Below are 22,220 nucleotides of genomic sequence, written 5' to 3' on the forward strand. Positions count from 1 at the left end.
GATCGAAAAAGATTGGCAATTTTACCTGTTGATAACCAAGATCGCCAGCAAATGATCGACGATCCAGTGAATAAGATCTAAGTTATTCACAATATTTTCGTCATTATTCTCGGGATCAACACAAGCTGCCCTATTCTTACTCACATAATGATCCACATTTGAGCCATTTCTCACAGATCCATCATCTGGTGATAAGTCTGTGAATCAAGCTTTCGCAAGATGTGGTTTTATTCCGATCTCTGCTTTGGATTGTTTGCAGTGCTTGACATGAAACTGCCCACTTTTGCTACGAGAGCTTATTCCACAGACGTCTAGGATATTGCTCTTGGTTATTTATCTAATTAACTAAAGTGACAGTAGTATTTGTGCCTATAAAATTATGGAGTTGTACTATGAAAAACTGGATTAAAGCTGCAGTTGCAGCAATTGCGCTTTCTGCTGCGACGGTTCAAGCCGCGACTGAAGTTAAAGTCGGTATGTCTGGCCGCTACTTCCCATTCACTTTCGTTCAGCAAGACAAGCTGCAAGGCTTCGAAGTGGACCTATGGGATGAAATTGGTAAGCGTAACGATTACAAAGTGGAATACGTTACGGCAAACTTTTCTGGTTTGTTTGGTCTGCTAGAGACAGGTCGTATTGATACGATTTCAAACCAGATCACCATGACGGATGCACGTAAAGCCAAATACCTTTTTGCTGACCCATACGTTGTTGATGGTGCGCAGATCACAGTTCGTAAAGGCAATGACAGCATCCAAGGCATTAAGGATCTTGAAGGCAAAACGGTGGCGGTTAACCTAGGTTCAAACTTTGAGCAGTTGCTACGCAACTACGACAAAGACGGCAAGATCAACATCAAGACTTACGATACTGGTATCGAACACGATGTGGCACTTGGTCGTGCAGACGCGTTTGTTATGGACCGTTTATCGGCACTTGAGCTGATCAAAAAAACCGGTCTACCACTGCAACTTGCTGGCGAACCGTTTGAGACGATTCAAAACGCTTGGCCTTTCGTTGACAATGACAACGGCAAAAAGCTTCAGGCTGAAGTAAATAAAGCGCTGGCTGAAATGCGTGCTGACGGTACACTGGAGAAAATTTCTCAGAAATGGTTTGGTGCTGATATCACTAAATAACCACTGTTGAGTATTGCTCGTCCGGTTGAGGCACTCAACCGGATTTGCTCTTAACCCACTGCTTTCCTTCCTTTGCAGTGGGTTTTGCTTTTTGTATAGAAGCTTATTTTTAACTGGGATACGTTATGGGATTCGATTTTAACTACATGCTGAACCTGATGCCGATACTGCTCAAGTATCTGGGCACCACCATGGAAATGGCGACATGGGGTTTAGTATTTTCACTAATTTTGGCCGTCATTTTAGCGAATATCCGTGTATTTCGCGTTCCCGTTCTTGATCAGTTAAGCCAGCTGTACATCAGCTTCTTTCGTGGGACACCACTGCTGGTTCAGCTGTTCCTGCTTTACTACGGCTTACCGCAGATTTTTCCGTTCCTAGTCGGTCTGGATGCATTCAGCGCCGCGGTGATTGGTTTGACCCTGCACTTTGCCGCTTACATGGCGGAGAGTATCCGCGCCGCGATCATTGGTATCGATCGTAGCCAGATGGAAGCTAGTCTGTCGGTGGGTATGACAACGACACAAGCGATGCGCCGAGTGATCTTGCCGCAGGCAACGCGTGTGGCTCTGCCGTCATTAATGAACTACTTCATTGATATGATCAAATCGACCTCATTGGCATTTACGCTAGGTGTGGCAGAGATCATGGCAAAAGCGCAAATGGAAGCATCATCCAGTTTCCGCTTTTTCGAAGCCTTCCTTGCCGTCGCTCTGATTTACTGGGGCGTTGTAGTGATACTGACTCGCGTGCAAATCTGGGCAGAAGCTAAGTTGAATAAGGCATACGTAAGATGATCAAGTTAGATAACATTCACAAACGCTTTGGTGACACAGAAGTCCTTAAAGGCATCGATCTCGATATCAAACAGGGCGAGATTATTGTCATTATCGGCTCTAGCGGTACGGGTAAGTCCACCCTGCTACGCACGGTGAATTTTCTCGAAAATGCCGACAAAGGCGTCATCACCATTGATGATGTCAGCGTGGATAGTGAAAAGCACACCAAAGCGGAAGTACTGGCTCTGCGCCGTAAGACTGGGTTTGTGTTTCAGAACTATGCCTTGTTTGCCCATATGACCGCCCGTCAAAATATTGCTGAAGGTCTCATCACCGTTCGCGGCTGGAAGAAAGATCAAGCATTGACACGCGCTCAGCAAATCCTTGACGACATCGGCCTCGGAGATAAAGGAGACAGTTATCCAGCGGCGCTGTCTGGTGGTCAGCAGCAACGTGTCGGTATCGGACGTGCGATGGCACTGCAGCCCGAGTTATTGCTGTTTGACGAACCAACTTCAGCACTGGATCCTGAGTGGGTTGGCGAAGTTCTTCAATTAATGAAGGAGTTAGCAACCAAACACCAAACCATGCTGGTGGTCACACACGAAATGCAGTTCGCCCGAGAAGTAGCGGATCGGGTGATCTTTATGGCAGAAGGCAATATCGTTGAGCAAGGCTCTCCACAGGATATCTTTAATAATCCACAGGATCCTCGCTTACAAAAGTTCCTTCGCCAAGTAGGCGCGGAGTAAAGATCACCAAAGAAGATCGCTTGATCCTTGAGATTTTGCTCACACTACGTATAATCGCCCGGCCGGAATTTAGCAGTTGCTCAATGATTGACACTTTGTGTGACTGTGATTACAATTCCGCCTCTTTGTTGAGAGGCGTCGGTTTGTCCTCTTTCTATATAAAGAAGACCAAATGGCCCACGCCGGGTTAACTAAGAACCTAAAACTACTGATCAGTAAAGGTAATTATCATGAAACGCACTTTTCAACCTTCAGTTCTAAAGCGCAAGCGTACTCACGGTTTCCGTGCACGTATGGCTACTAAGAACGGTCGTGCAACAATCAATGCACGTCGTGCAAAAGGCCGTAAGCGTCTTTCTAAGTAATCTTCGATTATTTTGAAAACGTACGCGTTCGATCGGGAGTTACGTTTGTTAACTCCCGAGCATTATCAAAATGTCTTTCAGCAAGCTCATCGAGCTGGCTCACCACATTTCACCATCATTGCTCGCAATAACAACCTATCTCACCCTCGATTAGGTTTAGCCGTTCCCAAAAAACAGATTAAAACCGCCGTTGGTCGTAATCGTTTTAAACGCCTTGCTCGTGAAAGCTTTCGTAACAATCAGCATCAACTTGCTCACAAAGATTTTGTTGTGATTGCCAAAAAAAGCGCCCAAGATCTGAGCAATGAAGAAATGTTCAAACTGTTTGATAAGTTATGGCAGCGCCTGTCTCGCCCTTCGCGTGGGTAGCAATCGGATTCGTCCGTCTTTATCAAGGCCTCATTAGTCCGCTTATCGGACCACGCTGTCGTTTTACTCCAACCTGCTCTACTTACGCCATAGAAGCACTAAAAGCTCACGGTTTTGTAAAAGGGTGTTGGTTATCAAGCAAACGTCTATTAAAATGCCACCCTTTGAATGAGGGCGGTTTTGATCCCGTTCCACCAGTCCAGAAACAAGACAGAGATAAATAACGATGGATTCTCAACGTAATATCCTGTTAATCGCGCTAGCACTGGTTTCTTTCTTGTTGTTTCAACAATGGCAAGTCGCAAAGAACCCAGCACCACAGCCGGTTGAACAGGCACAATCAAGCAGTACCCTACCTGCCCCTACTCTTGCGGATGATTTAGATCCCGCACCTGCGCAGCAAGCGTCTGCTAAAACGATTACCGTGACAACTGACGTCTTGACTCTGTCGATTGATACGGTTGGTGGTGATGTTATCGCTGCAGACCTGAACCAATACTCTGCAGAACTGGATTCATCAGACTCATTCGTCCTATTGAAGAACGAACCAGGTCACCAATTCATTGCGCAAAGTGGTCTAGTGGGCCCTCAAGGTATCGATCTGAGCAGCTCAAATCGTCCAGCTTACTCAGTGAATGCGGATAGCTTCACTCTGGAAGACGGTCAGGATGAACTTCGCATCCCAATGACATACCAAGCGAATGGCCTTGAGTACACCAAAACATTTATTGTTAAGCGAGGCAGCTACGCAGTTGACGTTGAATACGATGTGGTCAATAACTCAGGTAACAACGCAACGTTTGGTATGTACGCTCACCTGCGCCAAAACCTGATGGACGCGGGCGGCAGCATCACTATGCCAACTTACCGTGGCGGTGCGTACTCAACAGAAGAAACACGTTACAAGAAATATAGTTTTGACGACATGCAGGATCGTAACCTGTCTATCACTCTACCAGACGGTCAAGGTTGGGCAGCAATGATCCAACACTACTTTGCGTCTGCATGGATCCCTCGCAACGAGCCAGGCACAAACCTGTACACTCGCGTGATTGGCAACCTAGGTGATATTGGTGTTCGTATCCCAAATAAAACCATCGCAACAGGTGATTCCGCACAATTCAATGCGACACTTTGGGTCGGTCCAAAACTGCAAGATGCAATGGCTGAAACTGCACCAAATCTAGACTTGGTTGTGGATTACGGCTGGCTATGGTTCATTGCTAAACCACTGCATACCTTACTGTCATTCATTCAAAGTTTTGTCTCTAACTGGGGTCTGGCTATTATTGCGCTGACGTTCATTGTTCGTGGCGCTATGTACCCACTAACAAAAGCACAATACACCTCAATGGCAAAAATGCGCATGCTACAGCCTAAGCTGCAAGCAATGCGTGAGCGTATTGGCGACGACCGCCAGCGCATGAGCCAAGAAATGATGGAACTGTACAAGAAAGAGAAAGTAAACCCATTGGGTGGTTGCCTACCTCTGCTTCTACAGATGCCTATTTTCATTGCACTTTACTGGGCACTAATGGAATCGGTGGAACTGCGTCACTCACCATTCTTTGGTTGGATTACAGACCTGTCAGCGCAAGACCCTTATTACATCTTGCCGCTACTGATGGGGGCATCCATGTTCCTGATCCAGAAGATGAGCCCAACCACAGTAACAGACCCAATGCAGCAGAAGATCATGACGTTCATGCCTGTTCTGTTCACTGGTTTCTTCCTGTTCTTCCCATCAGGTCTGGTTCTTTACTGGTTAGTATCGAACATCGTGACTCTGATCCAACAGACGCTGATTTATAAGGCGCTGGAGAAGAAAGGCCTGCACTCAAAATAACGAGTCGGCGTAAATAATCGAGAAAGGCGACCAAAAGGTCGCCTTTTTGTTTTTGGCTGATTACAATTCATCTCATTCACTATTTACCCTCACAGGGTATGCATCGCACAGGCTACCACTATGACTACAGAGACCATTGTCGCTCAAGCGACTGCGCCCGGACGAGGCGGTGTCGGCATTATTCGCGTATCCGGTCCCCTTGCGGCCAAAGTCGCTTCTGAGGTAACAGGCAAAACCTTACGTCCTCGATATGCGGAATATCTCCCCTTTACTGCAGAGGATGGCACAGAGCTCGATCAGGGTATCGCGCTCTACTTCCCTAATCCAAACTCCTTTACCGGCGAAGATGTCCTAGAACTGCAAGGCCATGGCGGCCCAGTCGTAATGGATATGCTGATCAAGCGCATCCTGCAAATTCCCGGGATCCGCACCGCTCGCCCGGGTGAGTTTTCAGAGCGAGCCTTCCTCAATGACAAGCTCGATTTAGCCCAAGCCGAAGCGATTGCGGACTTAATTGATGCAAGCTCAGAACAAGCGGCAAAATCGGCCCTAAAATCGCTTCAAGGCGCGTTTTCAAACCGAATCCAAACCTTAGTCGAATCCCTGATTCACCTGCGTATCTACGTCGAAGCCGCGATTGATTTCCCCGAAGAAGAAATTGATTTTCTTGCCGATGGTAAAGTCTCTGCCGACCTACAGACGATTATTGATAACCTCACTGCCGTGCGCCAAGAAGCGACACAAGGCGCTATCATGCGCGAAGGGATGAAAGTCGTCATCGCCGGCCGTCCAAACGCGGGAAAATCGAGCTTGCTAAACGCCTTATCTGGTAAAGAATCAGCCATTGTGACTGATATTGCAGGCACCACTCGTGACGTTCTGCGTGAACACATTCATATTGACGGTATGCCACTGCATATCATTGATACCGCAGGTCTGCGCGATGCGTCGGATGAGGTCGAAAAGATAGGCATCGAACGTGCTTGGGAAGAAATTGAGCAAGCCGATCGCGTCTTATTTATGGTCGATGGCACCACTACAGATGCCACTGATCCAAAAGAGATTTGGCCTGACTTCGTTGATCGATTGCCGAGCAATATCGGCATGACAGTGATCCGCAATAAAGTCGATCAAACCAATGAAGAATTAGGCATTTGTCATGTCAACGATCCCACATTGATTCGCCTATCAGCACGAACGGGGCATGGTGTGGAATCGCTACGAACGCACCTTAAAGAGTGCATGGGCTTCTCTGGAGGGAGCGAAGGTGGCTTTATGGCTCGCCGTCGTCACTTGGAAGCACTGGAACGAGCCGCAGAGCATCTTGATATTGGCCAACAGCAGCTTGAAGGCTATATGGCAGGAGAAATACTCGCTGAAGAACTGAGAATTGCGCAGCAACATCTGAGCGAAATTACCGGAGAATTTAGCTCGGATGATTTACTCGGGCGCATTTTCTCCTCATTCTGTATCGGCAAATAATCATACATGCGCGACGTTTCCCGTCGCGCTGTTTTTAGGTAAAAGGAAATTCTATGATCCAAATAATCACAGGCAGTACATTAGGTGGCGCTGAATACGTGGGTGATCATCTGAGTGATCTGCTGATTGAAAAAGGCTTTAAGACTTGTATCCACAACCAACCGGTATTAGAAGAAGTACCAGCACAGGGTACTTGGCTACTCATCACATCCACTCACGGTGCGGGTGAGTATCCAGATAACATTCAACCGTTTATTCAAGCCTTGCAAGATACACCGCCGCGTATGTCTGACGTCAAATATGCGGTCATTGCCATTGGCGACTCTAGCTACGACACATTCTGTGCCGCAGGCCAGCACGCCCATGCCCTACTAGCCGACATTGGAGCGACACCAGTGGCGGATTGTCTAACCATCGATGTTCTCAGCCACGATGTTCCTGAAGATGCCGCAGAGGCGTGGCTAAACGAGCATATCAACAAGCTGTAGTCTTACTCTTTAAGGAAGTGTGCCATCAGCCACTTCCTCTCTCCACAACTCATAAAATCCTTTTTCTCCCTCCTGTGGATAAAATAAGATATATCCGGTGATTAACCTATAGTTATCCCAATAATAACTTTGAATTTTATTTTCACCTGTGCATAACTAACCCTTTTGATCTCAGGAAATCCTCACACTGATCAAGGTAAGATCACATCATATGATCCGTTCAAGATCGATGATCTTGTTGATCATTTTTTACTTATCCACAGAGATCGTCGATCCTAATAATAGATCCAATAAAAGATCATATATAGAGATCCTATAGAAATAAGCTTTGTCAGAGGCTTAAATTAAAAACGCGAAAAGCGATTTTCTATCCATGGGAAAGCAGGTAGAATAGCGCTCTTTTTATCTGTCCATCTCTCTATTTGAATACCAGAGGTCAGTTCATGCTTTATCACGAAAACTTTGACGTCATTGTTGTTGGTGGCGGACATGCAGGAACGGAAGCCGCACTCGCATCAGCTCGTACAGGACAAAAAACACTGTTACTGACACATAACATCGACACTTTAGGTCAGATGTCATGTAATCCTGCAATTGGGGGAATCGGTAAAGGTCATTTAGTCAAAGAAGTGGATGCCATGGGTGGTTTAATGGCCCAAGCCATCGATCACGCTGGTATTCAGTTTAGGACACTTAATGCATCTAAAGGGCCTGCTGTTCGTGCTACACGAGCTCAAGCTGATCGAGCACTCTACAAAGCCTATGTACGTGAGGCGTTAGAAAATACCCCGAACCTAACACTATTCCAACAATCGGTAGATGACTTGATTGTTGAGCAGAACAAAGCGGTTGGTGTGATCACTCAAATGGGGCTGCGCTTTCATGCTAAAGCTGTTGTGTTGACCGTAGGAACCTTCCTTGGAGGTAAAATCCATATAGGCATGGAAAGTTCCTCTGGAGGTCGTGCAGGTGATCCACCTTCGATCGCTTTAGCGGATCGTTTACGTGAATTACCGTTTCGTGTTGATCGCCTAAAAACAGGCACGCCACCACGTATTGACGCACGTACGGTTGATTTTTCAGTGCTTGAAGCTCAACACGGTGATGACCCAACACCTGTTTTCTCTTTTATGGGCAACAGGGATCAACATCCACAACAGATCCCATGTTTTATCACTCATACCAATGATCAAACACATGAAGTGATCCGAAAAAACTTAGATCGTAGCCCTATGTATGCAGGTGTGATCGAGGGAATTGGCCCACGTTACTGCCCATCGATTGAAGACAAAGTGATGCGTTTTGCCGACAAGAACAGCCATCAGATCTTTATCGAGCCTGAAGGACTGAACACGCATGAGCTCTATCCAAATGGCATCTCAACCAGCCTGCCGTTTGATGTTCAAGTGCAAATCGTTCGTTCAATGAAAGGCTTTGAGAACGCACATATCGTTCGTCCAGGATACGCGATTGAATATGATTTCTTTGATCCACGTGATTTAAAACAGACCTACGAGACGAAGTTTATTAGTGGTTTGTTCTTTGCTGGCCAGATCAACGGCACCACTGGCTACGAAGAAGCCGCAGCGCAAGGTCTGATGGCAGGTTTGAATGCTAGCCTGTACAGTCAGGACAAAGACGGATGGAGTCCACGTCGAGATCAAGCTTACATGGGAGTATTGATTGATGACCTATCAACAATGGGGACAAAAGAGCCATACCGCATGTTTACGTCTCGTGCAGAGTATCGCTTACTGCTGCGTGAGGATAATGCGGATCTTCGTCTGACAGAAAAAGCGCGCGAGTTAGGATTAGTTGATGATCTACGCTGGGCTCGCTTTAATCAAAAGATCGAAAACATGGCGAAAGAACGTCAAAGATTGCAAGACACGTGGATGAACCCTAAATCTGCGGGTATTGATGAGCTGAATAAGCATCTCAAAACGCCAATGGCCCGTGAGGCAAATGGTGAAGATCTGCTGCGCCGTCCGGAAATGACATACTCCCAACTAACTGAACTGGACGCATTTGCACCTGCTCTGGACGATCAACAGGCGGCTGAGCAAGTAGAAATTCAAGTCAAATACGAAGGCTACATTAAACGTCAGCAAGACGAGATTGAAAAGTCGCTTCGTCATGAACATACCCAGTTGCCCGTGGATCTGGATTACACCAATGTGAAAGGGCTGTCCAATGAAGTGGTGGCCAAATTGAATGAGTCGAAACCTGAGTCAATTGGTATTGCGTCACGTATTTCTGGTATCACGCCTGCCGCGATTTCGATTCTGCTGGTTCACCTCAAAAAACATGGCATGTTGAAAAAAGGCGAGGAAGCATAAATGAGTGGGTTACGAACACAATTAGACGTTTTGATCGCTCAAACTTCGCTGGACGTCTCCGAACATCAACGAGAACAGCTGGTTGGCTATGTAGAAATGCTTAACAAGTGGAACAAGGCCTATAACTTGACCTCCGTTCGCGATCCCGGTGACATGCTGGTGAAACACATTCTCGATAGCATAGTGGTCAGCCCACATCTGCAAGGGCAACGCTTTATTGATGTCGGAACTGGTCCGGGTTTACCTGGCATTCCTCTGGCGATTATGAACCCTGATATGGCATTTACTTTGCTTGATAGCCTTGGCAAGCGCATTCGTTTTATCAAACAGGTGTTGCACGAGCTTAAGATTGACAATGTCACGCCGATTCAAAGCCGTGTTGAAGCGTTTCAGCCACAAGACAAATTTGATGGCGTGTTAAGCCGAGCGTTTGCCTCTATGGTGGACATGGTCGAGTGGTGTCATCACTTACCTAAAGCGCATACAGGCTGTTTTATGGCCCTGAAGGGCCAATTACCACAGGATGAGATTGAGCAGCTTCCAGAGTGGTGTTCTGTGACCGACATCAAAGCTTTGCAAGTTCCTGAATTGGAAGGTGAGCGTCATCTAGTAATCTTATCCCGCAAGGAATAAAAGCGAGGTTCATCGTGGGAAAAATCGTAGCAATCGCCAACCAGAAAGGTGGAGTTGGTAAAACAACAACGTGCATCAACTTAGCCGCGTCTATGGCTGCGACTAAGCGTAAGGTATTGGTGATTGACCTCGATCCGCAAGGCAATGCCACTATGGCCAGTGGGGTCGACAAGTATCAGGTAGATGCAACAGCGTACGAACTGCTGGTTGAGGATGTCGCTTTTGATGATGTTGTGTGCCGTAAAACATCAGGAAATTATGACCTGATCGCAGCTAACGGTGATGTCACGGCGGCAGAAATTAAACTAATGGAAGTGTTTGCGCGTGAGGTTCGCCTCAAACATGCCTTAGCTGCAGTTCGCGATAACTATGATTTCATCTTTATTGATTGCCCTCCATCTCTAAACCTTCTTACAATCAATGCCATGGCCGCAGCAGATTCGGTCTTGGTACCTATGCAGTGTGAGTATTTTGCGCTGGAAGGTTTAACAGCATTGATGGATACCATCAGTAAGTTGGCAGCGGTGGTGAATGAAAACCTTAAAATCGAAGGTTTACTACGAACCATGTACGATCCTCGCAACCGCTTATCCAATGAAGTTTCCGATCAGTTGAAAAAGCACTTTGGTAACAAGGTGTACCGCACTGTTATTCCTCGTAATGTTCGTCTGGCCGAAGCGCCAAGTCATGGTAAACCTGCCATGTACTATGACAAATACTCCGCAGGCGCAAAAGCCTATCTGGCTTTAGCTGGAGAAATGCTTCGCCGCGATGAAGTCCCTGCATAACCCAACCAAAGGAATTTTGTCTCATGTCTAAACGCGGTTTAGGTAAAGGGCTTGATGCTCTGCTCTCGACGAGCTCGCTTGCACGTGAAAAACAGCAAAGTGCATTACACAGCCAAGAGCTTTCTTCTGATGGGGAGCTGGCCGATTTAAGCATTAACAGTCTTAAACCTGGTGTTTATCAGCCACGTAAAGACATGGAGCCCGAAGCGCTTGAAGAGCTAGCGGCGTCAATCGAGTCTCAGGGCATCATTCAGCCGATCGTGGTTCGCCAGGTTGAAAACGATAAGTTTGAAATCATCGCTGGTGAGCGCCGCTGGCGTGCGGCTCGTAAAGCGGGCCTGAAGCAGGTACCTTGCGTGATCAAGAATGTTGAGGATCGTGCTGCGATTGCCATGGCTTTGATCGAAAATATCCAGCGTGAAGACCTGAATGTGATCGAAGAAGCGGTTGCTTTGGATCGTCTTCAAGAGGAATTTTCTCTGACTCACCAACAGGTGGCAGAGGTGATTGGTAAGTCGCGCGCTACTGTGAGTAACTTACTGCGACTCAATCAGCTTGAAATGGATGTAAAGTATCTGCTTTCTGAAAAAATGCTTGAGATGGGGCATGCTCGTGCTCTATTAGCGCTTGAAGGTGAGCAACAAGTCGAAGTAGCTGAGCTGGTTGCGAAGAAGCGTATGACGGTTCGTCAGACGGAGCAGTTAGTGAAAAAGTGTCTCCAGCCGCAATCAGAAGAGAAAAATGAGTCCCAAGACACGGAGGCACAACAAATGTCACAAAAATTGAGTGAAATGCTCAGTGCTAAAGTGGCAATCGTACGAGCTAAGAATGGCGCTTCTAAAGTGACGATTAGTCTTGATGAGCCTCACAAATTAGAGCAACTGATTGCCAAGCTCGAAAGCTAAATGAGATAATTGATCTCCGTCAATTATGTAAAAAAACGAATTTTTGTGCGGAAGTTGTCGGTTTGTAAACAAAATTGTAACTTTTTGCGGTGTTTTAATTGCATTCAATAGGACTCACCGTATAATTTTCGCCAATTTCCCAGCACCGAGGTAGTAACGCTGTGGATTTTACTCGAGGTACGAATACATGGTAGCTGCGTTAGCTAGACCAGGACGAGAGCTTGCAAAGCGATTGTTAATGATCCAGTTCGGCGCGGTTACATTAATGGCGGCAGGAATGGCAGTGGCTGTGAATGCTGAATGGGGGCTTTCAGCACTGATTGGCGGCGGCATTTTTGTTGTTGCGAATGCGGTGTTCGCATTGTTTGCTTTCATGTATGGTGGAGCTCGTGCCGCAAAGCGGATCGCGAATTCTTTCTATGCCGGTGAAGCACTGAAAATCCTTATCACGGTGGCGCTTTTCTCCGTTGCCTACATGTATATACAGGTGGAACTTGTTCCCCTTAAGCTAACCTATTTGCTGGCTCTAGGTATTAATATCTGTGCGCCAGTGCTATTCATTAACAACAAAAAATAGGATGAGTTATGGCTGCGCCAGGTGAAGCGCTAACTGCGTCCGGATACATTTCCCACCACCTTACAAACCTTTCTACTTATAAGTTAGGTCTTGTAGCGGAGGAGGCAAGTTTCTGGAACGTACATATCGATAGCCTGTTTTTTTCTTGGTTTACTGGTTTAATTTTCCTCGGAATTTTTTACAAGGTAGCAAAGAGAACAACAGCGGGTGTACCAGGTAAGCTTCAGTGTGCTGTAGAAATGATCGTTGAATTTGTCGCGGAAAACGTCAAAGACACGTTCCATGGACGCAACCCACTGATCGCACCTTTAGCACTGACTATCTTTTGTTGGGTATTCTTAATGAACTTGATGGACTTAGTGCCAATCGACTTCTTACCTTACCCAGCAGAGCATTGGCTTGGTATCCCTTATCTTAAGGTTGTACCGTCTGCTGATGTGAATATCACCATGGCTATGGCTCTAGGCGTATTCGCTCTGATGATTTACTACAGCATCAAAGTGAAAGGTCTAGGTGGATTCGCTAAAGAATTAGCACTACATCCATTCAATCACCCACTGATGATCCCGTTTAACCTACTGATTGAAGTGGTCTCGCTACTGGCGAAACCTCTGTCTCTTGGTATGCGTCTATTCGGTAACATGTTCGCGGGTGAGGTTGTATTCATTCTTTGTGCGGCAATGCTACCATGGTACTTGCAATGGATGGGTTCACTACCGTGGGCAATCTTCCATGTCTTGGTTATCACGATTCAAGCCTTCGTGTTTATGATGTTGACAATTGTTTACCTGTCAATGGCACACGAAGACAGTGATCATTAATTTTTTTAAAGCTTTTTATTTGGGCAACTAGCCAACAACTATAAATTGGAGATAGTAATGGAAACTTTACTGAGCTTTTCTGCAATCGCCGTAGGTCTTATCGTCGGTCTTGCTTCTCTTGGTACAGCGATTGGTTTCGCACTTCTAGGTGGTAAATTCCTTGAAGGTGCAGCACGTCAACCAGAAATGGCTCCTATGCTACAAGTTAAGATGTTCATCATCGCGGGTCTACTTGATGCGGTTCCAATGATCGGTATCGTTATCGCACTTCTATTCACTTTCGCAAACCCATTCGTTGGTCAACTAGGTTAATCGCTTTTAACTTTCGACAAGCATTAGCTTGTTATTGATTAACACTAAGTCCGAATAGAAGGGGTAGCTGTTGTGAATATAAACGCAACTCTGCTAGGTCAAGCAATCTCGTTTGCACTGTTTGTGTGGTTCTGCATGAAGTATGTATGGCCACCGTTGATGCAAGCGATCGAAGAGCGTCAGAAGAAAATTGCTGACGGTCTGCAGGCAGCTGAACGTGCTGCGAAAGACTTGGATCTAGCACAAGCCAACGCTTCTGATCAGTTGAAAGAAGCGAAGCGCACAGCAACTGAGATCATCGAGCAAGCGAATAAGCGCAAAGCTCAAATTCTAGATGAAGCTCGCGAGGAAGCTCAGACTGAACGTCAGAAAATCCTATCGCAAGCAGAAGCAGAACTTGAAGCTGAACGCAACCGTGCACGCGATGAGCTGCGCAAACAAGTTGCAACTCTGGCTGTAGCTGGTGCTGAGAAGATCATTGAGCGTTCCATCGATAAAGATGCGCACAAAGATATTCTCGACAACATTACTGCAAAACTTTAAGTCTGGGGGCGCCTATGTCTGATTTGACTACTATCGCACGCCCCTATGCTAAAGCAGCCTTCGACTTTGCAGTAGAAAAAGGCGCGTTGGACCAATGGGGTCAAATGCTTTCTTTTGCTGCTGAAGTCGCTAAAAACGAACAAATGCACGAACTCTTAACGGGGTCAGTTTCTGCGGACAAACTCGCAGAAGTATTTGTAGCAGTTTGCGGCGAACAAGTTGATGCTCATGGCCAAAACCTTCTGAAGGTAATGGCGGAGAATGGTCGATTAGCGGCCCTTCCTGATGTTTGTGAACAGTTCTTTGCTCTGAAAAAAGAGCATGAGAAAGAAGTGGATGTGGAAGTGATTTCCGCTACTGACCTTTCTGATGAACAGCTTGCAGGTATCAGCAGCAAACTTGAGCAGCGTCTTGAGCGCAAAGTTAAGCTGAATTGCAGTGTAGATGAGGCCCTACTTGGTGGGGTGATTATTCGAGCCGGAGACTTAGTCATCGATGACTCAGCGCGTGGACGTTTGAACCGCCTGAGCGATGCATTGCAGTCTTAATGGGGATTGGAGCATGCAACTTAATTCCACGGAAATCAGCGATCTAATCAAACAGCGTATCGAATCTTTCGAAGTTGTTAGTGAAGCTCGCAATGAGGGTACTATCGTATCGGTAAGCGATGGTATCATCCGCATCCACGGCCTAGCGGACGTGATGCAAGGTGAAATGATTGAATTACCGGGTGGCCGTTATGCACTAGCACTTAACCTTGAGCGTGACTCGGTTGGTGCAGTTGTAATGGGCCCATATGCTGACCTTAAGGAAGGCATGAAAGTTACAGGTACTGGTCGTATTCTTGAAGTACCAGTTGGTCCAGAACTACTAGGTCGCGTAGTAAACACGCTAGGTGAGCCTATTGATGGTAAAGGTCCTATTGAAGCCAAACTGACTTCACCTGTAGAAGTGATTGCACCGGGTGTAATCGACCGTCAGTCGGTTGATCAGCCTGTGCAAACTGGTTACAAATCTGTTGACTCTATGATCCCAATCGGTCGTGGTCAGCGTGAGCTTGTGATCGGTGACCGCCAGACTGGTAAAACAGCGATGGCGATCGATGCAATCATTAACCAGAAAAACTCTGGTATTTTCTCTATCTACGTAGCTATCGGTCAGAAAGCATCGACTATTGCTAACGTAGTACGCAAACTGGAAGAACATGGCGCGCTAGCTAACACTATTGTTGTTGTTGCATCAGCTTCTGAATCTGCAGCGCTACAATACTTAGCGCCATACGCAGGTTGTGCGATGGGTGAATACTTCCGTGATCGCGGCGAAGACGCACTGATTGTTTATGATGATCTATCTAAACAGGCAGTAGCTTACCGTCAGATCTCTCTACTACTAAAACGTCCACCTGGCCGTGAGGCGTTCCCTGGTGATGTTTTCTACCTTCACTCGCGTCTACTAGAGCGTGCTGCTCGTGTAAATGCAGAATACGTAGAGAAGTTCACTAATGGTGAAGTGAAAGGTAAGACGGGCTCTTTGACTGCTCTTCCTATCATCGAAACTCAAGCTGGTGACGTTTCAGCATTCGTACCGACTAACGTAATCTCGATTACCGATGGTCAGATCTTCCTACAAACTGAGCTATTCAACGCAGGTGTTCGTCCAGCGGTTGACCCAGGTATCTCGGTATCACGTGTAGGTGGTTCAGCTCAGACGAAAATCATCAAGAAGCTCTCTGGCGGTATTCGTACTGCTCTTGCTCAGTACCGTGAACTTGCAGCATTTGCTCAGTTCTCGTCTGATCTTGATGAAGCAACGAAGAAACAGCTAGACCATGGTCAGAAAGTAACAGAACTAATGAAGCAGAAGCAGTACGCTCCAATGTCTGTTTTTGACCAAGCACTAGTGATCTTCGCGGCAGAGCGCGGCTATTTAGCAGATGTTGAACTAAGCAAACTGCTAGATTTCGAAGCGGCTCTACTATCGTATGCTCGCGGTCAATACGCTGAACTAGCGTCTGAGATCGACAAGACGGGTGCGTACAACGATGAAATCGAAGCTCAGCTTAAGAAGCTGGTTGATGATTTCGTGGCAACCCAAACTTGGTAATAGGTCGGTGGCAGTAATGCCACCAACTAATGGAGAGTAACGATGGCCGGCGCAAAAGAGATACGTAATAAAATCGGTAGTGTGAAAAGCACTCAGAAAATTACGAAAGCGATGGAAATGGTAGCAGCTTCAAAAATGCGTCGTTCTCAAGATGCAATGGAAGCTTCTCGTCCATACGCTGAAACAATGCGTAAAGTGATCGGTCACGTGGCAAACGCAAATTTAGAGTACCGTCATCCGTACCTAGAAGAGCGTGAAGCGAAGCGAGTTGGTTACATCATCGTTTCTACAGACCGCGGCTTGTGTGGCGGCTTGAACATTAACGTGTTCAAGAAAGCTGTAACAGACATGCAAGCTTGGAAAGAGAAAGGTGCTGAGGTTGAACTGGCAGTCGTCGGTTCGAAAGCAACAGCCTTTTTCAACAACAGTGGCGCTAAAGTCGCTGCGCAGGTTTCTGGTCTGGGCGATAGCCCTAGCCTTGAAGACCTAATCGGTTCTGTAAGCGTAATGCTGAAGAAATACGATGAAGGTGAACTGGACCGTCTGTATGTAGTGTTCAACAAGTTTGTTAACACTATGGTTCAGCAACCAACGATCGATCAATTGCTACCTTTGCCTAAATCGGACAGCGAAGAGATGCAGCGTGAGCATTCATGGGACTACATCTATGAACCTGAGCCACAACCTCTGCTTGATGCACTGTTAGTGCGCTACGTAGAGTCTCAGGTCTACCAAGGTGTGGTTGAGAACCTTGCTTGTGAGCAAGCGGCTCGAATGATTGCGATGAAAGCTGCAACTGATAATGCGACCAACTTGATTGAAGATCTAGAGCTTGTGTATAACAAAGCCCGTCAGGCTGCGATTACACAAGAACTATCGGAAATCGTTGGTGGTGCTGCAGCGGTTTAAGCTTAGGTAAAACGAAATAGTTTAGAGGATTAACGATGGCTACAGGTAAGATCGTACAGATCATCGGTGCGGTAGTCGACGTAGAGTTCCCACAGAGCGAAGTACCTAGTGTATATGACGCTCTAAACGTAACGGACTCAAAAGAGCGTCTAGTTCTTGAAGTTCAACAACAGCTAGGCGGTGGCGTAGTTCGTTGTATCGTAATGGGTAGCTCTGATGGTTTACGTCGTGGAGTGGAAGTGGTAAATACTGGCGCTCCAATTTCAGTACCAGTAGGTACTAAGACCCTAGGTCGTATCATGAACGTTCTAGGTGACGCAATTGACGAGCGTGGTGAAATCGGTGCAGAAGAGTCTTACTCTATTCACCGTGAAGCACCAAGCTACGAAGAGCAATCAAACGAAACCGCTCTACTAGAGACTGGTGTTAAAGTAATCGACCTAGTTTGTCCATTCGCTAAGGGTGGTAAAATCGGTCTATTCGGTGGTGCAGGTGTAGGTAAGACCGTTAACATGATGGAACTTATCAACAACATCGCGCTACAGCACTCAGGTCTGTCAGTATTCGCTGGTGTTGGTGAGCGTACTCGTGAAGGTAACGACTTCTACTTTGAGATGCAGGAAGCGGGCGTTGTAAACGTTGAGAAGCCTGAAGAATCAAAAGTAGCAATGGTTTACGGTCAGATGAACGAGCCACCAGGTAACCGTCTACGTGTTGCACTAACTGGTCTAACAATGGCTGAGCGTTTCCGTGATGAAGGTCGTGACGTTCTACTGTTCGTTGATAACATCTACCGTTACACGCTAGCAGGTACGGAAGTATCAGCACTGCTTGGTCGTATGCCTTCTGCAGTAGGTTACCAGCCTACACTGGCAGAAGAGATGGGTGTACTACAGGAGCGTATCACGTCAACTAAGCAAGGTTCTATCACGTCTGTACAGGCGGTATATGTACCAGCGGATGACTTGACTGACCCTTCTCCAGCAACCACGTTCGCGCATTTAGATGCAACGGTTGTACTTAACCGTAACATCGCAGCGATGGGTCTATACCCAGCGATCGACCCACTGGATTCAACGTCTCGTCAGCTAGACCCGCTAGTGGTAGGTCAGGAGCACTACGACATTGCGCGTGGCGTTCAGTCTACTCTACAGCGTTACAAAGAGCTGAAAGACATCATCGCGATCCTAGGTATGGACGAGCTATCTGAAGAAGATAAGCAAGTTGTATCTCGTGCACGTAAGATTGAGCGTTTCCTAACTCAGCCTTACCACGTAGCGGAAGTATTCACTGGTGACCCAGGCATCTACGTACCTCTTAAAGAGACTCTACGTGGCTTCAAAGGTCTACTAGCTGGTGATTACGACGACATTCCAGAGCAAGCGTTCATGTACTGTGGTGCAATTGACGATGCTATCGAGAATGCGAAGAAGCTATAAGGCTAACTAGGAGGCGATATGGCACCAATAACCTTTCACCTAGACGTAGTAAGCGCTGAGAAGAAAATCTTCTCTGGTCGCGTTGAAACGTTTCAGGTGACCGGTAGCGAAGGTGAGCTGGGTATTTTCCACGGCCACACTCCGTTACTGACCGCTATCAAGCCTGGTATGGTGCGTATTGTGAAACAGCACGGCCACGAAGAAATCATTTATGTTTCTGGTGGTATGGTGGAAGTTCAGCCAGGTACAGCGACTGTACTGGCTGATACTGCTATCCGTGGTGAAGAGCTAGACGCAGCGAAGGCAGAAGAAGCCAAGCGTCGCGCTGAGGAGAGTATCCAGAATCAGCACGGCGATATGGACTTCGCTCAAGCGGCCAGTGAGCTGGCGAAAGCCATTGCTCAGCTACGTGTTATCGAGCTGACAAAGAAACGCCGTTAATCCTATTACGGTGTTTTAAAAATGATAAAGGCGGTCTTATGACCGCCTTTTTGCTTAATTTTTAATAGAAATTTTTCCAGAGCAATTAACTAATCTTGGATAAGTGTCTAGAATACCCCTCAGTTTAAAAACAGCACATTTAAAGGTTACTGAATGAAATTTAGCGCGGTGATCCTCGCAGCGGGTAAAGGGACTCGCATGTACTCGAACAAGCCCAAAGTACTGCATACCTTGGCGGGCAAACCTATGGCAAAGCATGTGATTGATACATGTGCCAGTTTAGGTGCGCAAAATATTCATTTGGTGTACGGCCATGGTGGCGACCAGATGCAGAAAGAGTTGGCGGAAGAGTCAGTCAACTGGGTGCTGCAGGCGGATCAATTAGGTACAGGTCATGCTGTGGATCAAGCCTCTTGTCAATTTGAGGATGATGAAAAGATCTTAGTGCTCTATGGTGATGTACCACTGATCTCAGAAGAGACAATCGAAAGCCTATTGGATGCGCAGCCTACAGGTGGTATCGCGCTGCTGACGGTCGTACTGGATAACCCTATGGGATATGGACGTATCGTACGTAAGAATGGCCCTGTAGTAGCTATCGTCGAACAGAAAGACGCGACTGAAGAGCAGAAGCTGATTAAAGAGATCAATACTGGTGTAATGGTCGCGATAGGTGGTGATCTGAAACGTTGGCTATCTGGTCTAAATAACAATAATGCCCAAGGTGAGTATTATCTGACGGATGTCATTGCTGCGGCTCACGACGAAGGTCGTGCTGTAGAAGCTGTGCATCCAGTAAATCCGATTGAAGTGGAAGGCGTTAACGACCGTGCTCAACTCGCTCGCTTAGAGCGTGCTTTCCAATCAATGCAAGCACAAAAGCTGTTAGAGCAAGGCGTTATGCTACGTGATCCTGCTCGTTTTGATCTACGTGGTGAACTGCAATGCGGAATGGATTGTGAGATCGATACCAACGTGATCATTGAAGGCAAAGTCACCTTAGGTGATAATGTGATCATTGGCACAGGTAGCGTGCTAAAAGACTGTGAAATTGATGATAATTCCGTCATTCGTCCTTACAGCGTGATTGAAGGTGCAACGGTGGGTGAAGACTGTACGGTTGGCCCGTTCACTCGCTTACGCCCGGGGGCTGAGATGCGTAATGACTCTCACGTAGGCAACTTCGTTGAAGTGAAGAATACGCGTATTGGCGAGGGCTCTAAAGCGAATCACCTGACCTATTTAGGTGATGCGGAAATTGGTCAACGCACAAACATCGGCGCAGGCACGATCACCTGTAACTATGATGGCGCAAATAAATTTAAGACGGTTATCGGTAATGATGTATTTGTTGGTTCTGACAGCCAACTAGTAGCGCCAGTAAGCATCGCTGACGGTGCGACAGTTGGAGCGGGAACCACATTAACCAAAGATGTCGCTGAAGGAGAGTTAGTGATTACCCGCGTGAAAGAGCGCAAAATCACAGGCTGGCAGCGTCCCGTCAAGAAGAAGTAGTCCAAAGTAATTAAAGGATCGCCGCCTTAGGGCGGCGTTTTTGTATTCAGTTGCTTGGGATCGCTATTCGTTGCTCCAACCACCGGACAGCTTGTGATACCAGTAGAATCAATACCAGATATTCCAGCACCAAGAAGGTATAGATCTCGAGTGGTAAGTACTCATTAACTACCAACTCATTAGCCCGCCTTGTTAAGTCACTCAAGCCAATCACACTGACCAGTGAACTCATTTTTAGGATATAGACAAATTGGTTGCCGAGTGGTGGTAGGATTTGCCTAAATGCTTGTGGAAGGATCACTAAGCGCATCTTTTGCCAATAGTTCAGGCCAAGTGACTCAGCTGCTTCATGCTGTCCTTTGGCAATGGACTGAATACCGCCACGGAACACTTCCGCCATAAAAGCACTTTCGGCAATGGTAAGAGCGATGACACCTGCCCAGAAGTGATCGAGGGAGATGTCCAATAGTGTTGGTAGGCCGTAGTAGACCCACAGCAGCAGAACAAGCACAGGAATTGAGCGAATCACTTCAACATAAACCCGGTTAAAGCCATTTAGCCATGTTGAGCTCGATAATGAGGGCAGAGCAACCATCAAGCCAATTAACATGGCGAGAGCCATGCTCAATAAAGAAATCGTGATCGTGTCGTAAAACCCTGCACTGAGAAACTTCAGATTGGTTTGGCCTTGCTCTGTCGCAGGATCGAGCACATACCAGCCCCATTGGTAGTCACTACAACCAGTAAGGAGCAGAAGTGTTGCCAGCCAGAAATAACGATAGGTCACATTACATCCTGTATTGTCTAAAAAAATAGCTTTGTTGCTGCTATGTTAGCAGTGAACAATCACAGAGCGTAATAACTTTAAGGAAGATTAAATGAACAAGTTCATCCTCGCACTCGGACTGTGTATTTTATCGATTGGGCAATCGGCGGCTGACACTAGCCGACTTGATGATATTCTCGACAGCGGAGTATTACGAGTAGGGACGACTGGGGACTGGAATCCGATGACGATGAAAGACCCAGCAACGAACAGCTATCGTGGTTTTGACATTGATGTTACCACTGAACTGGCTAAAGACTTAGGTGTGAAAATAGAATACGTGGCGACAGACTGGAAAACCTTGGTCAATGGTATTACAGCAAACAAGTATGACATTACGGGCAGTGCATCATTGAATATGTCACGTGCGAAAGTGGCAGGTTATAGTCAACCTTATTTCTACTTGGCGTTTGTACCCGTCGTACAGAAAAAAGATCTGCAAAAATTCTCGGATTGGAGCGATTTCAATAAAGAGGATGTGAAAGTGGCCGCAACGTTAGGTACGGTCCAAGAAAAGATGGTCAAAGAGTTTTTCCCTTCCGCGAAGCACATCGTCATTGAAGCGCCCGCTCGCGATTTCCAAGAGTTATTGGCTCGTCGTGCAGATGTTTCAGTCACCTCCAATGTTGAAGCTGCAACACTGGTGGAGAAATTTAAACAGCTTGCGATTGTCCCTGTAAAACAGCCACGTAAACCGACACCGATTGCGATGTTGCTGCCTCAGGATGATCAGGTATGGATTAATTACATTAACCATTGGGTGGAGCTGAAAAAAACTCAGGGCTTCTTTAAGAAAACCGCTGAAAAATGGGGACTTACAAGCATGTAAGTGCTTTGAATAGGAAAGAG

The 22,220-nt window shown here is 46.7% G+C and carries 25 protein-coding genes; 24 read left to right on the forward strand and 1 reads right to left on the reverse strand.

Annotated elements, in window-relative coordinates:
* The first annotated feature begins 392 nt into the window (after nt 1-392).
* From L1D15_RS18555 to glmU, 23 genes are all read left to right on the forward strand, one after another.
* The gene (locus L1D15_RS18555; RefSeq protein WP_006957464.1) at nt 393-1,139 is read left to right on the forward strand and encodes an amino acid ABC transporter substrate-binding protein; all 747 of its coding nucleotides are present in this window, start codon (nt 393-395) and stop codon (nt 1,137-1,139) included.
* A gap of 125 nt (nt 1,140-1,264) precedes the next feature.
* Nucleotides 1,265-1,936, forward strand: coding sequence for an amino acid ABC transporter permease (locus L1D15_RS18560; protein ID WP_006957462.1), 672 nt, complete (start codon nt 1,265-1,267; stop codon nt 1,934-1,936).
* A complete protein-coding gene (locus L1D15_RS18565) occupies nt 1,933-2,670 on the forward strand; it encodes an amino acid ABC transporter ATP-binding protein (protein WP_239876664.1) in 738 nt (245 codons plus the stop codon). The genes L1D15_RS18560 and L1D15_RS18565 overlap by 4 nt, the downstream gene beginning before the upstream one ends.
* A gap of 230 nt (nt 2,671-2,900) precedes the next feature.
* On the forward strand, nt 2,901-3,035 hold the full coding sequence (rpmH, locus tag L1D15_RS18570) for a 50S ribosomal protein L34 (protein WP_004411068.1): 135 nt from the start codon (nt 2,901-2,903) through the stop codon (nt 3,033-3,035).
* Between the two features lie 45 nt (nt 3,036-3,080).
* Nucleotides 3,081-3,404, forward strand: coding sequence for a ribonuclease P protein component (gene rnpA / locus L1D15_RS18575; RefSeq protein WP_006957457.1), 324 nt, complete (start codon nt 3,081-3,083; stop codon nt 3,402-3,404).
* Nucleotides 3,371-3,628 carry a membrane protein insertion efficiency factor YidD gene (gene yidD / locus L1D15_RS18580; RefSeq protein WP_080555897.1) on the forward strand — a complete coding sequence of 86 codons (258 nt, stop codon included), beginning with the start codon at nt 3,371-3,373 and terminating at the stop codon, nt 3,626-3,628. The genes rnpA and yidD overlap by 34 nt, the downstream gene beginning before the upstream one ends.
* 2 nt (nt 3,629-3,630) lie before the next feature.
* Nucleotides 3,631-5,250, forward strand: a complete 1,620-nt coding sequence (gene yidC / locus L1D15_RS18585; RefSeq protein ID WP_239876665.1) for a membrane protein insertase YidC — start codon at nt 3,631-3,633, stop codon at nt 5,248-5,250.
* A gap of 120 nt (nt 5,251-5,370) precedes the next feature.
* On the forward strand, nt 5,371-6,732 hold the full coding sequence (mnmE, locus tag L1D15_RS18590) for a tRNA uridine-5-carboxymethylaminomethyl(34) synthesis GTPase MnmE (RefSeq protein ID WP_239838812.1): 1,362 nt from the start codon (nt 5,371-5,373) through the stop codon (nt 6,730-6,732).
* A 53-nt stretch (nt 6,733-6,785) separates the two neighbouring features.
* Nucleotides 6,786-7,220, forward strand: a complete 435-nt coding sequence (mioC, locus tag L1D15_RS18595) for an FMN-binding protein MioC (protein ID WP_239876666.1) — start codon at nt 6,786-6,788, stop codon at nt 7,218-7,220.
* Between the two features lie 443 nt (nt 7,221-7,663).
* Nucleotides 7,664-9,559 carry a tRNA uridine-5-carboxymethylaminomethyl(34) synthesis enzyme MnmG gene (gene mnmG, locus L1D15_RS18600; RefSeq protein WP_239876667.1) on the forward strand — a complete coding sequence of 632 codons (1,896 nt, stop codon included), beginning with the start codon at nt 7,664-7,666 and terminating at the stop codon, nt 9,557-9,559.
* Nucleotides 9,560-10,192, forward strand: coding sequence for a 16S rRNA (guanine(527)-N(7))-methyltransferase RsmG (rsmG, locus tag L1D15_RS18605; RefSeq protein ID WP_239838793.1), 633 nt, complete (start codon nt 9,560-9,562; stop codon nt 10,190-10,192).
* A 14-nt stretch (nt 10,193-10,206) separates the two neighbouring features.
* Complete coding sequence (locus L1D15_RS18610; protein WP_239838792.1) at nt 10,207-10,980, forward strand: ParA family protein; 774 nt, start codon at nt 10,207-10,209, stop codon at nt 10,978-10,980.
* A 23-nt stretch (nt 10,981-11,003) separates the two neighbouring features.
* Nucleotides 11,004-11,885 (forward strand): ParB/RepB/Spo0J family partition protein, encoded by an 882-nt coding sequence (locus tag L1D15_RS18615; RefSeq protein WP_239838791.1) that lies wholly within the window; start codon nt 11,004-11,006, stop codon nt 11,883-11,885.
* A gap of 187 nt (nt 11,886-12,072) precedes the next feature.
* Nucleotides 12,073-12,462 carry a F0F1 ATP synthase subunit I gene (locus L1D15_RS18620; RefSeq protein WP_006957450.1) on the forward strand — a complete coding sequence of 130 codons (390 nt, stop codon included), beginning with the start codon at nt 12,073-12,075 and terminating at the stop codon, nt 12,460-12,462.
* Nucleotides 12,463-12,470: 8 nt separating this feature from the next.
* The gene (gene atpB / locus L1D15_RS18625; RefSeq protein ID WP_006957449.1) at nt 12,471-13,283 is read left to right on the forward strand and encodes a F0F1 ATP synthase subunit A; all 813 of its coding nucleotides are present in this window, start codon (nt 12,471-12,473) and stop codon (nt 13,281-13,283) included.
* A gap of 57 nt (nt 13,284-13,340) precedes the next feature.
* Entirely contained in the window at nt 13,341-13,595 is a 255-nt protein-coding gene (gene atpE, locus L1D15_RS18630) for a F0F1 ATP synthase subunit C (protein WP_006957448.1), read from the forward strand.
* Nucleotides 13,596-13,667: 72 nt separating this feature from the next.
* Entirely contained in the window at nt 13,668-14,138 is a 471-nt protein-coding gene (atpF, locus tag L1D15_RS18635; RefSeq protein ID WP_239838790.1) for a F0F1 ATP synthase subunit B, read from the forward strand.
* A gap of 14 nt (nt 14,139-14,152) precedes the next feature.
* Nucleotides 14,153-14,686, forward strand: coding sequence for a F0F1 ATP synthase subunit delta (gene atpH / locus L1D15_RS18640; protein WP_239838789.1), 534 nt, complete (start codon nt 14,153-14,155; stop codon nt 14,684-14,686).
* Nucleotides 14,687-14,699: 13 nt separating this feature from the next.
* On the forward strand, nt 14,700-16,241 hold the full coding sequence (gene atpA / locus L1D15_RS18645; RefSeq protein ID WP_239876668.1) for a F0F1 ATP synthase subunit alpha: 1,542 nt from the start codon (nt 14,700-14,702) through the stop codon (nt 16,239-16,241).
* A gap of 42 nt (nt 16,242-16,283) precedes the next feature.
* A complete protein-coding gene (atpG, locus tag L1D15_RS18650) occupies nt 16,284-17,150 on the forward strand; it encodes a F0F1 ATP synthase subunit gamma (RefSeq protein ID WP_239870922.1) in 867 nt (288 codons plus the stop codon).
* Nucleotides 17,151-17,185: 35 nt separating this feature from the next.
* Entirely contained in the window at nt 17,186-18,589 is a 1,404-nt protein-coding gene (gene atpD, locus L1D15_RS18655) for a F0F1 ATP synthase subunit beta (protein ID WP_239870925.1), read from the forward strand.
* A gap of 18 nt (nt 18,590-18,607) precedes the next feature.
* Nucleotides 18,608-19,030 (forward strand): F0F1 ATP synthase subunit epsilon, encoded by a 423-nt coding sequence (locus tag L1D15_RS18660; RefSeq protein ID WP_006957442.1) that lies wholly within the window; start codon nt 18,608-18,610, stop codon nt 19,028-19,030.
* A 153-nt stretch (nt 19,031-19,183) separates the two neighbouring features.
* A complete protein-coding gene (gene glmU / locus L1D15_RS18665; protein ID WP_239876669.1) occupies nt 19,184-20,545 on the forward strand; it encodes a bifunctional UDP-N-acetylglucosamine diphosphorylase/glucosamine-1-phosphate N-acetyltransferase GlmU in 1,362 nt (453 codons plus the stop codon).
* Between the two features lie 46 nt (nt 20,546-20,591).
* Here the strand turns inward: glmU and L1D15_RS18670 are convergent, their stop codons facing one another.
* Nucleotides 20,592-21,332, reverse strand: a complete 741-nt coding sequence (locus L1D15_RS18670; protein ID WP_239876670.1) for an amino acid ABC transporter permease — start codon at nt 21,330-21,332, stop codon at nt 20,592-20,594.
* A gap of 91 nt (nt 21,333-21,423) precedes the next feature.
* Here L1D15_RS18670 and L1D15_RS18675 point away from each other — a divergent pair, with 91 nt between their 5' ends.
* Entirely contained in the window at nt 21,424-22,200 is a 777-nt protein-coding gene (locus tag L1D15_RS18675; RefSeq protein WP_239870933.1) for a transporter substrate-binding domain-containing protein, read from the forward strand.
* The last annotated feature ends 20 nt before the right edge of the window (nt 22,201-22,220 follow it).

The organism is Vibrio sp. Isolate25 (assembly GCF_022398025.1).
GTDB lineage: Bacteria > Pseudomonadota > Gammaproteobacteria > Enterobacterales > Vibrionaceae > Vibrio > Vibrio coralliilyticus_A.

What these genes read in the sequence shown, in the direction of transcription:
- mioC (WP_239876666.1), top strand. Translation starts at nt 6,786, where the DNA reads ATGATCCAAATAATCACAGGCAGTACATTAGGTGGCGCTGAATACGTG.
- L1D15_RS18620 (WP_006957450.1), top strand. Translation starts at nt 12,073, where the DNA reads ATGGTAGCTGCGTTAGCTAGACCAGGACGAGAGCTTGCAAAGCGATTG.
- glmU (WP_239876669.1), top strand. Translation starts at nt 19,184, where the DNA reads ATGAAATTTAGCGCGGTGATCCTCGCAGCGGGTAAAGGGACTCGCATG.
- L1D15_RS18660 (WP_006957442.1), top strand. Translation starts at nt 18,608, where the DNA reads ATGGCACCAATAACCTTTCACCTAGACGTAGTAAGCGCTGAGAAGAAA.
- mnmE (WP_239838812.1), top strand. Translation starts at nt 5,371, where the DNA reads ATGACTACAGAGACCATTGTCGCTCAAGCGACTGCGCCCGGACGAGGC.
- atpE (WP_006957448.1), top strand. Translation starts at nt 13,341, where the DNA reads ATGGAAACTTTACTGAGCTTTTCTGCAATCGCCGTAGGTCTTATCGTC.
- atpA (WP_239876668.1), top strand. Translation starts at nt 14,700, where the DNA reads ATGCAACTTAATTCCACGGAAATCAGCGATCTAATCAAACAGCGTATC.
- mnmG (WP_239876667.1), top strand. Translation starts at nt 7,664, where the DNA reads ATGCTTTATCACGAAAACTTTGACGTCATTGTTGTTGGTGGCGGACAT.
- atpD (WP_239870925.1), top strand. Translation starts at nt 17,186, where the DNA reads ATGGCTACAGGTAAGATCGTACAGATCATCGGTGCGGTAGTCGACGTA.
- yidD (WP_080555897.1), top strand. Translation starts at nt 3,371, where the DNA reads ATGGCAGCGCCTGTCTCGCCCTTCGCGTGGGTAGCAATCGGATTCGTC.
- L1D15_RS18565 (WP_239876664.1), top strand. Translation starts at nt 1,933, where the DNA reads ATGATCAAGTTAGATAACATTCACAAACGCTTTGGTGACACAGAAGTC.
- yidC (WP_239876665.1), top strand. Translation starts at nt 3,631, where the DNA reads ATGGATTCTCAACGTAATATCCTGTTAATCGCGCTAGCACTGGTTTCT.
- L1D15_RS18560 (WP_006957462.1), top strand. Translation starts at nt 1,265, where the DNA reads ATGGGATTCGATTTTAACTACATGCTGAACCTGATGCCGATACTGCTC.
- L1D15_RS18555 (WP_006957464.1), top strand. Translation starts at nt 393, where the DNA reads ATGAAAAACTGGATTAAAGCTGCAGTTGCAGCAATTGCGCTTTCTGCT.
- rpmH (WP_004411068.1), top strand. Translation starts at nt 2,901, where the DNA reads ATGAAACGCACTTTTCAACCTTCAGTTCTAAAGCGCAAGCGTACTCAC.
- atpH (WP_239838789.1), top strand. Translation starts at nt 14,153, where the DNA reads ATGTCTGATTTGACTACTATCGCACGCCCCTATGCTAAAGCAGCCTTC.
- rsmG (WP_239838793.1), top strand. Translation starts at nt 9,560, where the DNA reads ATGAGTGGGTTACGAACACAATTAGACGTTTTGATCGCTCAAACTTCG.
- atpB (WP_006957449.1), top strand. Translation starts at nt 12,471, where the DNA reads ATGGCTGCGCCAGGTGAAGCGCTAACTGCGTCCGGATACATTTCCCAC.
- atpG (WP_239870922.1), top strand. Translation starts at nt 16,284, where the DNA reads ATGGCCGGCGCAAAAGAGATACGTAATAAAATCGGTAGTGTGAAAAGC.
- L1D15_RS18615 (WP_239838791.1), top strand. Translation starts at nt 11,004, where the DNA reads ATGTCTAAACGCGGTTTAGGTAAAGGGCTTGATGCTCTGCTCTCGACG.
- L1D15_RS18675 (WP_239870933.1), top strand. Translation starts at nt 21,424, where the DNA reads ATGAACAAGTTCATCCTCGCACTCGGACTGTGTATTTTATCGATTGGG.